The sequence below is a fragment of the Gemmatimonadota bacterium genome (assembly GCA_016209965.1).
Lineage (GTDB): Bacteria > Gemmatimonadota > Gemmatimonadetes > Longimicrobiales > RSA9 > JACQVE01.
In genome coordinates this window covers 1-13727 of record JACQVE010000147.1, presented here as the reverse complement: position 1 = coordinate 13727, position 13727 = coordinate 1, and the positions used below count along the sequence as shown (strand labels likewise).

The window sequence follows — 13727 nt, the reverse complement described above, 5'->3', positions numbered from 1 at the left end:
GCGCGCCCGTGCCCACCCGTAAGCGACGGCGCGCCCGTGCCCACCCGAAGTAAACACCCCGGAGTGGCGGACCGGGCGGCGCTCCCACTATTTTGCGCCCGGCACCAACCATCCTGCACCGCAGCGGTGTCGAACGCAGGCAACCGTCTACCACTCTTCCCGTAGAGGCCCCCATGCTGATCGCGCATTTTGCTGCCCTGAGCCGCGTCTCGCGCGCGTTGCTCCTCGGCGCGCTGCTCGTCGCAGCGCCGTCGTCGCCTGTCTTCGCCCAGGACAAGCCGTCCGCCGCCGTCAAGGCCAGACCGAAGGCCGCGGCCGCGAAGGCGCCGGCCGTCAAGGCGCTCAAGGGCGCAACTGTCGAGGGGATCACCGAGTACCGGCTGCCCAACGGGCTCATTGTCCTGCTCTTTCCGGACGCGACCAAGCCCACCGCCACGGTCAATGCCACGTACTTCGTCGGCTCGCGCCACGAGGCTTATGGCGAGACCGGCATGGCGCACCTGCTCGAGCACCTGTTGTTCAAGGGCACGCCCGAGCACCCCAACATCCCGCAGGAGCTGACCGAGCGCGGTGCCCGCCCCAACGGCACTACCTGGTACGACCGCACCAACTATTTCGAGACCTTCCCCGCCACCGACGAGAACCTGGCCTGGGCGCTCGATCTCGAGGCCAGCCGCATGGTCAACAGCTTCGTCGCCAAGAAGGACCTGGACTCGGAGATGACCGTGGTCCGCAACGAGTTCGAGGCCGGCGAGAACTACCCCTTCGTCGTGCTGCTCGAGCGCGCCATGTCCACGGCTTTCCTCTGGCACAACTACGGCAAGTCCACCATCGGCGCGCGCTCGGACATCGAGAACGTGCCCATCGACCGGCTGCAGGCCTTTTACCGCAAGTATTACCAGCCGGACAACGCCATGCTGGTGGTGGCCGGCAAGTTCGACGAGAAGAAGGCGCTCGAACTGATCGAGCAGAAGTTCGGCCGCATCCCCCGACCCAAGCGAACGGGCGATAACATCCTCTGGCCCACCTACACCGCGGAGCCCACGCAGGATGGCGAGCGCCTGGTCACGCTCCGCCGCGTCGGCGACCTCCAGGTCGTGAACGCCGTCTACCACGTCCCGCCCGGCTCCCACGAGGACTACGCCGCCATCGATATCCTCACCGAGGTGCTGGGCGACTCGCCTTCCGGCCGCCTCTACAAGGCGCTGGTCGAGACCAGGAAGGCCGCCACCATTGGCGGCTTCAACTTCCAGTTGCACGAGCCCGGCGCCCTCATTGTCTACGCGGAAGTGCGCACGGAAGACCCGCTGGACAGCGCGCGCGTCGCCCTCACCCGCACCATCGACGACGTGGTCAAGAACCCGCCCACGGCCGAGGAAGTCGACCGCGCCCGCACCAAGCTGCTCAAGGAGATCGAGCTCACGCTAACGCAGTCCGACCGCGTGGGGCTGCAGCTCAGCGAGTGGGCTTCCATCGGCGACTGGCGCCTGCTCTTCCTCCACCGCGACCGGCTTAAGAAGGTCTCGCCCGCGGACGTCCAGCGTGTTGCCGCCGCCTACCTCAAGCCATCGAACCGCACGCTCGGGCTCTTCTACCCGGAGCAGCAGCCCGAGCGCGCAGAGATCCCGGCCGCGCCGGATGTTGCTGCGCTGGTCAAAGACTACCGTGGCGATACCACGCTGGTCGCGGGCGAGGCGTTCGACCCGTCGCCCGCCAACATCGATGCCCGCACCACGCGTTCCGCGCTGCCCAACGGCTTCAAGCTCGCGCTCCTGCCCAAGAAGACGCGCGGCGAGGCGGTCATCGCCCAGATCAACTTGCGCTACGGCAGCGATCAGGCGCTGCAGGACCGCTGGCCCGCCGCCAGCCTGGCCGGCCGTATGCTCATGCGCGGCACCCGGAGCAGGACGCGCCAGCAGCTCGAGGACGAATTCGACCGGCTCAAGGCCCGCGTCTTCGTGAGCGGTGGCGTGACCCAGGCCACGGTCTCCATCGAGACCGTCGGCCCCAACCTGCCGGCCGTGCTGCGCCTCATGGGCGAGGTGTTGCGCGAGCCCGCGTTCGATGCCAAGGAGTTCGGCGAGCTGAAGCAGGAGCGGCTGGCCAACCTCGAAGAGCAGAAGTCCGATCCGCAGGTCCACGCCTTCAACGCGTTCAGCCGCCACCTCGGCCCCTGGCCCAAGGGCCACGCCCGCTATACGCCCACCGTCGAGGAGGAGATCGCGGCCACCACGGCCGTGACGCTCGAACAGGCCAGGCACTTCTACCTGGACTTCTATGGCGCCAATGCCGGCGAAATGGCCGTGGTTGGTGACTTCGACGCCGGCGCGGTCGCGAACATCGCCGGCGAACTGTTCGGCAGTTGGAAGAGCACTGCGCCCTTCGTCCGGATCGCCGGGCCGTACCGCGATGTCGAGGCCGCCAACATCAGCATCGAGACGCCCGACAAGCCCAACGCCTGGCTCCTGGCCGGGCTCAACCTGAACCTGCGCGACGACGACCCGGACTACGCCGCGCTGGTGCTGGGCAACTACATGATGGGCGGCGGTTTTCTCAACTCGCGACTCGCCACCCGCCTGCGGCAGAAGGACGGCCTGAGCTACGGCGTCGGCTCCTTCCTCTCGGCGCACGCCATTGATCGGAGCGGCACCTTCGGCACCTACGCCATCTACGCGCCGGAGAACGCAGGCCGCGTCGAGACCGGGGTCCGCGAGGAACTCGAGCGCGCGCTCCGGGACGGGTTCAACCCCGACGAAGTGCAGAAGGCCAAGGAGGGCTACCTCCAGTCGCGGCAGGTCACCCGCGCCCAGGACCGCAGCCTGGCCTCCATGCTCTCGAACGCCCTCTACCTGGACCGGACGCTTGCCTTCGATGCGGACCTCGAGAAGAAGATCGCCGCCCTGACGCCCCAGCAGGTGCTCGATACCATGCGCCGGCACATCGACCCCAGGAAGATCTCGGTTATCAAGGCCGGCGACTTCGCGGCGCAGGCCAGGAAAGCGGCCAGTCCGAAGGAGTAGGAGCTTCCCTAGAGGGCACATCCCCCACGCCTACCGCGACCACAAGCGACGGCGCGGGGGTCTGCCCTGAGGGGAGCGGAGCGCCAGGGGTGGAGGCGGTGGGCGGGGAACGGAGGGGGCCGGTGGGCGCGCCATCGCGCAGCTCCCCCGAAGGGCAGACCCCCGTGCCGGAGCGCCCTTGGCGGCACCAGCTTACGAAACCCGGAGATTCTCACATGAGCCCGTCCGTCTTCCGAAGCACACCACGCCCCCACGTCCTGATCGTGCTGGCCCTGCTCCTGGCGGCACCCGCACTGCACGCGCAGGAGGCGCACCGCGCTGCCGGCCACTGGAAGGGAGCCATCAAGCTGCCCGGCACTGAGCTCGCCATTGATATTGACCTGGCCCGCTCCGGCGAGAACTGGTCCGGCGACATCTCGATCCCGCAGCAGGGCGCGCGCGACTTGCCCCTCGCCAATGTGCGCGTCGCCAGCGACAGCGTCGCCTTCGAGATAGCCGGCGTCCCCGGCAACCCCTCCTTCCGCGGCGTGCTCGCCCCGAATGGCGGCGGCATTGCCGGCGCGTTCACCCAGGGCGGCCAGAGCTTCACCTTCGCTCTGGAACGTGCCGCCGACCCCGCCGCCGCCGCCGCGGACGCGCTGGCAGGCTTCGACGAGTGGGTGGCCGAGGCCATGAAGGATTGGCTCGTCCCCGGCCTGGCCCTCGGCGTCGTCCGCGACGGCCAGGTCATTCTCGCCCGCGGCTTCGGCCAGCGCGACGTCGAACAGAAGCTCCCCGTCACCACGCGCACACTTTTCGCCATCGGCTCGTCCACCAAGGCCTTCACCACCTTCGCGCTCGGCCGGCTGGTGGACCAGGGCAAGCTCGAGTGGGACGCGCCCGTCACCCGTTACATCCCCGAGCTGCGCCTGCAGGACGAGTACGCTACTGCGCACCTCACGCCGCGGGACATGGTGACGCACCGCTCCGGCCTGCCGCGCCACGACCTGGCGTGGTACAACAACGCCGAACTGGACCCCGCAGCACTGGTCAGCCGCATGCCCGCGTTCGGCTCCAGCAAAGGGCTGCGCGAGGAGTTCCAGTACAACAACATGATGTATGCACTGGCGGGCCACCTGGTGAGCCGGTTGACGGGGAAGAGCTGGGAAGATGCCGTGCGCGACCTCATCTTCCAACCCCTGGGCATGAACTCCAGCAACTTCTCGGTCTTCGCGTCGCAGAAGGCGGCGGACTTCGCCGAGCCGTACGGCGAGAAGAACGACTCACTGCTCAGGCTGCCGTTCCGCCCCATCGACACCGGCATTGGCCCCGCCGGCTCCATCAACTCCAACATCGAGGACATGATCCGGTGGCTGCTGCTGCACCTGAACAGCGGCAAGGCGGGGGGCACGCAGTTGCTGGGCAAGTCGACCCTGGACGAGCTGCACACGCCGCAGATCGCGCTGCGAGCCGTGCCGGCCGAGCCGGAACTGTCACCGCCCAGCTACGCCATGGGCTGGTTCGTCGATGGCTACCGCGGCCATCTGCGCGTCGCGCATGGCGGCAACATTGACGGCTTCAGCGCCCTTGTCGCGCTGTTCCCGCGTGCTGCCACGGGCGTCGTCGTCCTGAGCAACAAGAGCGCGACGCCGCTCCCCGAGATCGTCGTCCGCAACCTCGCCGACCGCCTCTTCGCCATGCCCGTTAAGGACTGGAACGCCGAGCTGCTGGCCAAGCGCAAGGCCGGCCGTGCCGTCCAGAAGGAGGGCGAGAAGCGGGCGCCCGCCGAGCGGCGCGCCGGCACCAGGCCCGCACACCCGCTGGCCGAATACGCCGGCGAGTACGCGCACCCGGGATACGGCACCCTCACGATTGAGCACTCCGCCAACCGCCTGGTCATGAGCTACAACCGCATCGAGACGCCGCTCGAACACTGGCATTACGAGGTGTTCAACGGCCTCGAGAACCCGGCCGACCGCACGTTCCGCAACTTCAAGATCATGTTCCTGACCAACCTCGAGGGCGAGGTAGACGGCGTATCCGCGCCCTTCGAGCCGCTGGTCGAGTCCGTCATGTTCAAGCGCAGGCCGGACGCCCAGCTCTCCGACCCCGCTTACCTGCAGCGCCTGGTCGGGACCTATTCGCTAGGCAGCGCCCAGGCCACCTTCACAGTCAAGGGCAGTGTGCTCACGGTGACCGTTCCGGGCCAGCCCACCTACGAGCTCCTGCCCGCGCGCAACAACACGTTCCGGCTGAAGGGGGTTACGGGCTACAGCGTGAGGTTCACGCTGGACGCGAAGGGGCAGGTCGTGGAAGCAGTCTTCAAGCAGCCGAACGGCATCTTTCCCGCCAGGCGCGTGGAGCCGAAATGATCGGGGGCTGACCGCGGCGCGGCCGGTCGGGCCCGCCCGGAGCCGCGCCAGCGCCAACCGTCGGGGAGTGCCTCAGCCCAGGGCTCAGCCGCCACCCCCCGATCGAGCCTGACGCCGCCACGCCATGAGCACCAGGAACGCGAGGAAGACTCGGATCTCGAGCGGCAGGTCTGAAGGGAATTCTGCGGCGGCATCCAGCCTGAAGAGCCCCGTGCGCCGGATCGAGCCCACCGGCCGATCCCCGTGCCACAGCCGGTAGACCCGGCCGAAGAAGGAGCCCGGGCGCAACGTCAGTTGCCGGTCGCCCGCCCGCACCCGGTAGCTGCAGCGAAACACACCCGTTCGCGCCGCTGCGGCCAGCGTCCGCCCGTCCCCCTCGAGGACGAAGTCGCCCTGGAAGAAACCCTTCCCACACATCGTATAGCGCGCGCCACCCACCTGCAGCTTCGCTCGCTCGCGCAAGGAGGCACACTCGATCACCGCCACCTCGCGGCCGTGCTCCGTGACACCGAAGCGCGGCGAGAGCAACCCCTTCGCTAGAATGCCCATCTCCACGCCGGTCCCCGAAGCCTCCGGCGCCGCCCCCGCAACACGGTCACTGACCCGAGGCATCGCTCAACCCTCCGTGGCGCGGCCCACGGCCGCTGGTGCCACTGACTCCGGGCTCCCCCCGGCCGGGAGTTCCCCCGCATCTGCGGGTCCCCTGCCCGTCAGCAGCGACTCGGCAAAATTGAGCCGCTCCTCGACCACGCTCAGCCGCGTCTCGAGTCGCGCCATCTCCTGCCGCAGCAATCCCTCGTCACGCGACCCGCCAGCCTTCTGCTTTTCCAGCGTCACCGCCTCGAGAAAATCCCCCAGCTTCTTCGATAGCGGCCTGAGCAGGATGACCGCGCCGATCGTGACAATGAGCGTCACGGACACGATCATCGGGGCTACGTTGCTCCAGTCCATAAAGATCCACCCTGTCAGCGCGCGGCCCTCAGCTTCTCCAGGAACCTGGCCCGCAGCTTCGCCACCTTGGGCTCTATGGCAATACGGCAATATGGCTGATCCGGATTCCGGCGGTAGTAGTCTCGATGGTACTCCTCCGCCGCATAGAACACGCCCAGCGGCGCCAGCTCCGTCACGATGGGCGCGTCCCACGCCCGCGCCGCGGCCAGCTCGGCCATCACCGCCCCCACCGCCCCCTTCTGCTCCGGCGAGTCATAGAAGATCGCTGAACGGTACTGCGGGCCCACATCCGCACCCTGCCGGTTCGGTGTCGTCGGGTCGTGGATCGTGAAGAAGACCTCGAGCAGCTCACGAAACGAGATCACCACCGGGTCGAACGTGATCTGCACGGCCTCCGCATGCCCCGTCGTCCCCGTGCATACCTGACGGTAGCTCGGGTTGACGACCTGGCCGCCCGTGTACCCGGACTCGACCCGCTCCACGCCGCGCAGCTCCTGGAACACGGCCTCCAGGCACCAGAAGCAGCCGCCCGCCAGCGTCGCAACTTCCTTTCCCATTGCCTCCTCAGCCATCGCGTCCTGTCATTCCAATCAAGGGCCCCACTACCCCCGGGCACAACGGCTGCCCCGCCGCCTTCCGCAGCTTCTATTTCGGCCTCTGCGCTCCCTTCTGGGCCGCGACCCACTCCCGGATCCGTCCCTCCAGCACGTCCAGCGGCAGCGCCCCCTCGCCCAGCACCTGGTCATGGAACCTGCGGACGTCGAACGCCGCACCCAGCTCCAGCTCCGCGTACGCTCGCAGCTCCTTGATCTTCAGCTCGCCACTCTTGTACGCCAGCGCTTGCCCGGGCCACACGATGTACCGGTCAACCTCCACCGTAATGTCGTGCTCGGTCTTGGCGCTGTTCGCCTTGAAGTAGTCGATCGCCTGCTGGCGGGTCCAGCCGAAGGCGTGGATGCCTGGGTCCAGCACCAGCCGGATCGCTCGCCACATCTCGTAGGTGAGCTGCCCGAACTTCGAGTAGGCATCCTGATACAGCCCCAGCCCCGGGCCCAGGCTCTCCGAGTACAGCGCCCACCCCTCCACGAACGCCGTGGTGCTGCCGAAGCGCCGGAACTCGGGCAGATTCTCGAGCTCCTGCGCAAGCGCGATCTGCAGGTGATGCCCCGGCACCGCCTCGTGCGCACTGAGCGCCTCCATCTCCCACTTGGGGCGCGTGTCCAGCGCGTACGTGTTCACGAAGAACTTCCCCGCACGTCCCGCCTCCAGCGAACCGGGCTGGTAGTACGCCGTGGTCTGGGACTTCGCCGCGTACGAGGGGATGGTCGTCACGCCGTAGGGCAGGCGCGGCAGCCGCCCGAAGAGCTTCACCAGCTCGGGGTCGATCCGCTTGGCAATGTCCCGGTACCCCCGAACCAGGCTGGCCGAATCCGCGTAGAAGAACTGCGGGTCCGTGCGCAGGAACTGGGTGAACTCCACAAAGCCGCCCTGGAACCCCGTCGCGCGGATCAGGCTGTCCATCTCCGCACGGATCCGCTTCACCTCCGCCAGCCCCAGCGCGTGGATCTCGGCGGGCGTCCGGTTCGTGGTGGTCTGTACCCGCACGTTGTAGGCGTACCAGGCCACGCCCTCCGGAAGCGACGTCGCCGCAATCGACTCGCGCGTGCGCGGCAGGTAGCTCGTCGTCAGATACTCCAGCAGCCGCTGATACGCTGGCCGCACCCGCTCGGTGTACGCCCGCGCCGCCGCGGCGCGCAGCCTTGCCTGCTCCCGCGCCGGAATCCCTGGCGGGAAACGGGCGAACGGCGCCAGGAGCGGCGTCGCCATCGGATCCTCGCCGATCAGCCCGCGCACTTGCGAGGGCACGTCCCGCAGCGTGATGCGCGGCGGCGTGACGCCCGCGGCTACCCCCTTCCCTACCAGCACAATGGTTTGGTCCACCACCGCAGGCAGCCGCTCGAGCCGCGCCACCATGTCCTCGTAATCGCGCACCGACGCCGCGGGCATGGCCTGGATAACGTCCGCCAGGTATTGCGGCCCGCCAAGCTGGGTCAGGGCCAGGTACTCGGACGGAAAGCGCGCGCCCTCGAGCGCCTCCTCGAGGTTGCGCCGGAACAGGTCGTAATTCAGGCGGTCCCGCTCGCTCAGCCGCGACCGCTCAATCGATTCCAGCACCAGCAGCGGGTCCCGCAGCTCCCGTTTGCGCCGCTCGATGGCCGCCAGCGACAGATCGGTCCAGCGGCCGTTCTGCCCCGGGTAGCCTACGTACGTCGCATGCTCCGGAAATTCGGTGTTCGTGTACTCCCAGTGCAGCGAGAACAGCCGATCCAGCCGCGCGCTGTCCGTTGGCCCCGCGGCACTGACCAGCTCGAGGTAGCGCGTGTGGAAGTCGCGCGCACCGGGCGGCTGCTGCCCCTCAGCGGGCGCCGCCGCCACCACAGCCGCGGCGAGCACGGCAGGCAGCCAGGCCAACGCCCGATTCACGGACATTCTCCACAGTTCCAGTGGAGAGCGAAAGGGATCCCCTTACCCATCGTCATCGAGTGATGGAAGCTACTTCCCAACCTGGATTCGTTCCCGTATAGCCAGGATCTGGGAAAGGTGCACCGCGCCGCCAATGCCGGATCCTCTCCCCGCCTGAAATCCATCATGGAGCCTGCGCTCCACCCTCCGCTCGCACCTTGAGCGCCGCGTTCATCTCGTGGAACGACCGCAGCGTGTTATGCTCGACGACATTGGCCAGGAGCGACACCAGCACCCCCGTGAACCGCTCGCGCTGCACGAACGTCAGGTGGTGGTGCGGGCCGGGTATGATCTCGAAGCTGTGCCGGCCGTCGAACACCCCGGGCACCAGGAAGTGCCCCAGCCAGCCCAGCCGCGTGGGCGGCCTCACTTCCAGCAGCCGCGGCCCAAACGTCATGGGTCGGCGGTCCGCCGGCTGCATCCGCACCCTGAACCTCCCCCTTGCTCGAGAGTCCCGGAAATCGAGCGCATGAAGGGGTTCCATTCCGGGTAGGCCGCGAAGTCCGTCAGCACCTGCCAGACTCGCTCGGCAGAGGCCTCGATGTCGATCTCCGCATACAGCTCCTTCATGGCCTCGCCTTTTCCAGGAAGAGATTGGCCTCGCGCCGCTCCCCGGCAGGGCGCCTGGCCAGCCGGACGTCACGGACGCGCCCGCGGAAAGGATGCCGCGGATCCTCCCCTCGCGCCAGGGTGAGTCCGGCGCACCAGACTCGGTTAGCGAGCCGGTCGCGAAGAAGCCTGCTACGCCGGGGCCGTGAGCCCCGTGAGCCGTGCGCTCACCTGCCAGAGCTGCTCTGCCAAATCTTGGTCATACGCGGCCCGCGCGGCCCGCCGCTCCCTTCCGCGGTGAAAGTAGCGGCCCGTCACGCCCCTCACCCCCGGATCCAGAGCCAGGTGCACTACCGCCTTCGCGCCACGCCGCGCCGATGGGCGGAACGGCTTCATGAGCCGCATGATAAGGCTGAGCGGGTCCCGATTCCGGTCCCAGATCCGCGTGGCAATGATGCCGGGGTGCATGGCGTTCGCTGTGACCCCCTTCCCTTCCAGCCGGCGCGCCAGCACGAATGTGAATAGAATATTGGCCAGCTTCGAGTCGGCATACGCCTGCAGCCCGTTGTACCACCCCTCACCCCGCAGGATGGACTCCAGCGGTGACCGGCTCAGGCGCGCCACGCGGTGGGTGTCCGAGCTCACCGTGATGACCCGCCCGCCGGCAACCGCCAGCTCGCCGAGCAGCAGATTCGTTAGCAGGAAGTGACTCAGGTGGTTCACGGCCAACGTCTTCTCGAAGCCATCGGCTGTGATGTGACAGCGGCTCAGGTAAACGCCCGCGTTGTTCACCAGCACATCCAGCCGCTCGTGCCGCCGCCGGAATTCGGCCGCCAGACCCCGCACCGCGCCCAGTGACGCCAGGTCGGTGGGCAGCAGGACCACATTTGCGTTCCCGGTCTCTCGTTGGATCGCCTCGCGCGCCGCCGCGCCCCGCACAGGATCCTGCGAGACCATGACCACCGCCGCGCCCCGCCGGGCAAGGCCCAGCGCCGTCGCCCGGCCCAGCCCGGAGCTCGCACCCGTGACCAGCGCGACGGTGGAGTACATCCGGCCTGCCAGGTTACATGCCAATACTCCAGTTGCCGCAGCACCGGCCGCCAGACACCCGGCCCCTGGCAGCACGCGCATGCGGCGCGAGGCTCTGGCAGACGCTGCACGAGGCAGCACCGGCCGCCAGACGCCCGGCCCCTGCCAGCAGCCGCATGCGCCCGGCTCCCTGGCCAGGGCGCTTACGCCGCCGGCGGCTCCAGTCGCGCCAGCCGCCGCAGGTTCCGCGTCGCCCGCCCCAGCAAGAGTCCCAGCATCCCCAGCGCCGCCAGCACTCCGGCGACGTCGAACAACGTCGCGCCCACTCCCAGCACCGTGAATGGCACCGCCGCACCCAGCACCGCTGCAGCATTGAGCAGTATCAGCAGCACTCGAACCTCTGTCGGCCCGAGCCTGCCGTAGCTGAAGCTGAACTCGCCGAAGACATGCGTTTCCAGGTACACATTGATGGAAAGGATCAGGTAAGCGATCACCACAGACAGCCCCACCGACAGCAGCATGTACGGCGATAGCCCCAGCCCCAGGCCGATGGCCAGCGTCGAATATGCGTCCGTCAGGTGGTCAAGATAGAAGCCGTACCTCGGCCGCTCCGCCCGACGCACGCGCGCCAGCGTGCCGTCCAGGCTGTCGCCGAACCACTGCACCACTATCAACAGGCTCGCCGCCCACAGCCAGCGCGCGTCGAGGTTGCTCAGCACGTACGCCGCCGCCACCGCCGTGGACCCCGCGAGCCCCAGCCCGGTGAGGTGGTCCGGCTTCACGCGCCGCGGGAGCGACCGCGCCAGCCGCGGCAGCACCGCCTGCTCGAATCCCGAGAGCAGGAACCGGGAAGTCCGCTCGTGGCTGCCCGCGCCCGCGCTCACGGCTCCAGACTGGTCCAGCATCACCCCCACTCCTGTCAGGCCGCACGATCAGCCAGTGCCGCAACCGCCTCCGCTACGCGACCCCGGCGAGCTATGCACCGCCGCTGGCGACCGCATCACCGCCATCGCCCGCACTCTCCGGGGCGCCAAAAGCCTTCCTGCCGCAATTTCGGGCATCGCATGCAACCTCCGCGTCCATGAGCACGCGCCGCCACGCCGGCCGCGCCACGAGTCGGCTTACTGCTTCGGCGCTGCTCCGCCCCAGCAGGTTACCCGCCGGCGGGTGCTGCTGCGCGCGACTTCTCGTCGTAGAAGCGAAGCAGATCCGTCGCCACCGCCGCCGCCCCGAGCTGCCGCAGCATGGTGATGACCTGCCCGCGGTGGTACGTGGAATGATTCACCACGTGGCGCAGCATCTGCCACAACGGATAGGCGAACGGCTCACCCTTCGTGTTTCGATAGGCAATGACCTGCTGCAACGACTCCTCAACCAAGCCGGCGACAAACGCCGTCTGCTCCGTCTCGACCTCCCGCCAGCGGTCTCGCACCGCCTCCCAGGTCGGGAACTCCCACGCCGCCGGCAGCCCGCCGGGCGAGACCCCCTTCCAGCGGGAGAGCCAGATCCACTCCGCTCCCAGAATGTGGACCAGCGTATCGCGAACCGAGGTGAAACTGCTGCGCAGGTCCTTCGTGAACTGCTCCCCGCTTAGACCCGCCGTGGCTTCCAGCACCCGCGCGTTCGCCCAGCGGTTGAACTCGTAGAGCTCACAGATCTCCTCGACCATGCCGCGCACTCCGCTGTTGTGATTTCCGCCTCACCGGGTTTGCCGCTGATGCGCAAGCGTTGCGGGCGCCGACGCCCCTCGCGTGGCGACGTCGTCTCCCGGCAACACGATCTCACCCTGGTTTTCGGGATCCAGAAGCGACTCCCCGCATACGCACTTGCCACCCCTCGCGTTGGCCCTTCGGCGGAACCTACTCCACCTCGCACTTCCCCACCTAGCTGCCGCAGCAGGCCGTGCACATCGCCCAGCACCCAGGCCTCCGCGATACGGCCGTCGCGCAAGCGGAACAGCGCGGCGCCCGCGTACTCGATGCGCCGGCCGCTGGCGGGAATGCGCAAGGCTTCGCCCCGGTGCGTCCCCCGATACGTCAGGCGAGCAAAGGAGCGGTCGCCTTCCGAAACGACGTCCTCGATATGGTTGGTGAAGTCCGGGCCCATGTAGTCAGCGTACGCCGAGCCGAACCATCTTAAGTAGTTCCGCCTCTTCCCGCTTCGCCAGGAAGGGAAGCAGGAGATGACCAGGACAACGAGGGAGGTCATGGCCCCGTTCGCGGCGATCACACTCAGCGCAGCCATGCCTACGCACGCTACAATCAACCATCCACGTTCCGCGCGCCGCGGAATCGCGCCCGCCACTCGACGCGCCTTCCGCCGGTGCCAGATCGATACGCTCAACGTGGAGACGAAGATCGCAACAAATGCCGCCCTCAATACCTGCTCCTCACCCATCTTCATCCCCTCGAGCCAGAACTATGGGTGCGGCCACAACAACGCGCAAATCGAAACCTGAACGCCAACCCCGCTCGCCGCACAGCCGACCCGTCTTTCCCCCTTTCAGAACTTGCCAGATGCTCCGCCTCGATTACGTGACCGCTGCCCCGAGCCTGCGTGCTACCCTCGCGCGTGCCATGTCCAAGAACAACCAATAGGCTGCCGAGTGCCTGGGGTCGCGCAGCCGCCGCCTCAGTCTGCGCCTCGCTCTGCTCACTCTGCTGCTGCGCTGCTGCCGCTGCTGCCACCGCTGCGCCTCCCATTGACCTGCATCCTCCTTCGTGTTACTATACCAGCGGCGAGAGTCTTTCCGGTCGCAACTGGAAGCCAGAGACGAGAGGACCTGGGTGCTTTTGCTCCCGGGTCCTTTTCTCTTTCGCCAGCCGTGTCGCGGGGCGGCATTATCCCGCATTCGAGGTGATTGGTGGTACGGACCTACCGCGCCCGATTTCACCACCACCAGGGGAGTACGGTATGCGTACCACCGGTCGAGTCAAGTGGTTCAGTGATCAGAAGGGGTTCGGCTTCATCACCCCGGAGGACGGCAGCAAGGATTGCTTCGTCCACCACAGCGCGATTCAAGGTAGTGGCTTCAAGACCCTGAGCGAGGGAGAGCGCGTGGAGTTCCAGGTGGTTCAGGGACAGAAGGGCCCGGCGGCCGAAAACGTGACCCGGATCGACTGAAGCCCGGGACCTGCAACCGGACGAGGAGGCGCCCGGGCAACTCGGCATCGCTGAGTGCCCGGGCGGCTTCGGCTCTGCCCCTCACCCGAGCCCGCAGATAACTGGCGCAGTATGAGCCCGACCATTGAGTGGGCCGGCAGGAGGGTCAGGATGAATTTCTAGGGATCGCACCCTCGATACG

13 protein-coding genes are annotated in these 13727 nt (G+C 67.8%); 3 read left to right on the top strand and 10 right to left on the bottom strand.

Going from position 1 to position 13727, the window contains the following annotated elements:
- The first annotated feature begins 173 nt into the window (after positions 1–173).
- Together HY703_06145 and HY703_06140 are read left to right on the top strand one after the other, a co-directional pair.
- The gene (locus HY703_06145; protein ID MBI4544753.1) at positions 174–3020 is read left to right on the top strand and encodes an insulinase family protein; all 2847 of its coding nucleotides are present in this window, start codon (positions 174–176) and stop codon (positions 3018–3020) included.
- Between the two features lie 215 nt (positions 3021–3235).
- Complete coding sequence (locus tag HY703_06140) at positions 3236–5371, top strand: serine hydrolase (GenBank protein ID MBI4544752.1); 2136 nt, start codon at positions 3236–3238, stop codon at positions 5369–5371.
- 84 nt (positions 5372–5455) lie between these two features.
- Here HY703_06140 and HY703_06135 read toward each other — a convergent pair whose 3' ends face one another.
- The 10 genes from HY703_06135 to HY703_06090 all read right to left on the bottom strand — a co-directional run bounded on the left by HY703_06135 (position 5456) and on the right by HY703_06090 (position 12667).
- Positions 5456–5983: a hypothetical protein gene (locus tag HY703_06135; protein MBI4544751.1), complete on the bottom strand. Its 528-nt coding sequence runs from the start codon at positions 5981–5983 to the stop codon at positions 5456–5458.
- Positions 5984–5986: 3 nt separating this feature from the next.
- Positions 5987–6322: a hypothetical protein gene (locus tag HY703_06130; GenBank protein MBI4544750.1), complete on the bottom strand. Its 336-nt coding sequence runs from the start codon at positions 6320–6322 to the stop codon at positions 5987–5989.
- A gap of 14 nt (positions 6323–6336) precedes the next feature.
- Positions 6337–6879 (bottom strand): peptide-methionine (S)-S-oxide reductase MsrA, encoded by a 543-nt coding sequence (gene msrA, locus HY703_06125; protein MBI4544749.1) that lies wholly within the window; start codon positions 6877–6879, stop codon positions 6337–6339.
- 88 nt (positions 6880–6967) lie between these two features.
- The gene (locus tag HY703_06120) at positions 6968–8812 is read right to left on the bottom strand and encodes a DUF885 domain-containing protein (GenBank protein MBI4544748.1); all 1845 of its coding nucleotides are present in this window, start codon (positions 8810–8812) and stop codon (positions 6968–6970) included.
- Between the two features lie 157 nt (positions 8813–8969).
- Entirely contained in the window at positions 8970–9242 is a 273-nt protein-coding gene (locus HY703_06115; GenBank protein MBI4544747.1) for an SRPBCC domain-containing protein, read from the bottom strand.
- The gene (locus tag HY703_06110) at positions 9239–9415 is read right to left on the bottom strand and encodes an SRPBCC family protein (GenBank protein ID MBI4544746.1); all 177 of its coding nucleotides are present in this window, start codon (positions 9413–9415) and stop codon (positions 9239–9241) included. Before HY703_06110 ends, HY703_06115 begins: the two co-directional genes overlap by 4 nt.
- 171 nt (positions 9416–9586) lie before the next feature.
- The gene (locus HY703_06105; GenBank protein ID MBI4544745.1) at positions 9587–10444 is read right to left on the bottom strand and encodes an SDR family oxidoreductase; all 858 of its coding nucleotides are present in this window, start codon (positions 10442–10444) and stop codon (positions 9587–9589) included.
- A 182-nt stretch (positions 10445–10626) separates the two neighbouring features.
- Positions 10627–11328 carry a CDP-alcohol phosphatidyltransferase family protein gene (locus HY703_06100; GenBank protein ID MBI4544744.1) on the bottom strand — a complete coding sequence of 234 codons (702 nt, stop codon included), beginning with the start codon at positions 11326–11328 and terminating at the stop codon, positions 10627–10629.
- 248 nt (positions 11329–11576) lie between these two features.
- Positions 11577–12092: a DinB family protein gene (locus HY703_06095; GenBank protein MBI4544743.1), complete on the bottom strand. Its 516-nt coding sequence runs from the start codon at positions 12090–12092 to the stop codon at positions 11577–11579.
- On the bottom strand, positions 12014–12667 hold the full coding sequence (locus HY703_06090; GenBank protein ID MBI4544742.1) for an ester cyclase: 654 nt from the start codon (positions 12665–12667) through the stop codon (positions 12014–12016). The genes HY703_06095 and HY703_06090 overlap by 79 nt, the downstream gene beginning before the upstream one ends.
- A gap of 669 nt (positions 12668–13336) precedes the next feature.
- Here HY703_06090 and HY703_06085 point away from each other — a divergent pair.
- Positions 13337–13546, top strand: a complete 210-nt coding sequence (locus HY703_06085; protein ID MBI4544741.1) for a cold-shock protein — start codon at positions 13337–13339, stop codon at positions 13544–13546.
- The last annotated feature ends 181 nt before the right edge of the window (positions 13547–13727 follow it).

What these genes read in the sequence shown, in the direction of transcription:
- HY703_06145 (MBI4544753.1), top strand. Translation starts at nt 174, where the DNA reads ATGCTGATCGCGCATTTTGCTGCCCTGAGCCGCGTCTCGCGCGCGTTG.
- HY703_06140 (MBI4544752.1), top strand. Translation starts at nt 3,236, where the DNA reads ATGAGCCCGTCCGTCTTCCGAAGCACACCACGCCCCCACGTCCTGATC.
- HY703_06135 (MBI4544751.1), bottom strand. Translation starts at nt 5,983, where the DNA reads ATGCCTCGGGTCAGTGACCGTGTTGCGGGGGCGGCGCCGGAGGCTTCG.
- HY703_06130 (MBI4544750.1), bottom strand. Translation starts at nt 6,322, where the DNA reads ATGGACTGGAGCAACGTAGCCCCGATGATCGTGTCCGTGACGCTCATT.
- msrA (MBI4544749.1), bottom strand. Translation starts at nt 6,879, where the DNA reads ATGGGAAAGGAAGTTGCGACGCTGGCGGGCGGCTGCTTCTGGTGCCTG.
- HY703_06120 (MBI4544748.1), bottom strand. Translation starts at nt 8,812, where the DNA reads ATGTCCGTGAATCGGGCGTTGGCCTGGCTGCCTGCCGTGCTCGCCGCG.
- HY703_06115 (MBI4544747.1), bottom strand. Translation starts at nt 9,242, where the DNA reads ATGACGTTTGGGCCGCGGCTGCTGGAAGTGAGGCCGCCCACGCGGCTG.
- HY703_06110 (MBI4544746.1), bottom strand. Translation starts at nt 9,415, where the DNA reads ATGAAGGAGCTGTATGCGGAGATCGACATCGAGGCCTCTGCCGAGCGA.
- HY703_06105 (MBI4544745.1), bottom strand. Translation starts at nt 10,444, where the DNA reads ATGTACTCCACCGTCGCGCTGGTCACGGGTGCGAGCTCCGGGCTGGGC.
- HY703_06100 (MBI4544744.1), bottom strand. Translation starts at nt 11,328, where the DNA reads ATGCTGGACCAGTCTGGAGCCGTGAGCGCGGGCGCGGGCAGCCACGAG.
- HY703_06095 (MBI4544743.1), bottom strand. Translation starts at nt 12,092, where the DNA reads ATGGTCGAGGAGATCTGTGAGCTCTACGAGTTCAACCGCTGGGCGAAC.
- HY703_06090 (MBI4544742.1), bottom strand. Translation starts at nt 12,667, where the DNA reads ATGGCTGCGCTGAGTGTGATCGCCGCGAACGGGGCCATGACCTCCCTC.
- HY703_06085 (MBI4544741.1), top strand. Translation starts at nt 13,337, where the DNA reads ATGCGTACCACCGGTCGAGTCAAGTGGTTCAGTGATCAGAAGGGGTTC.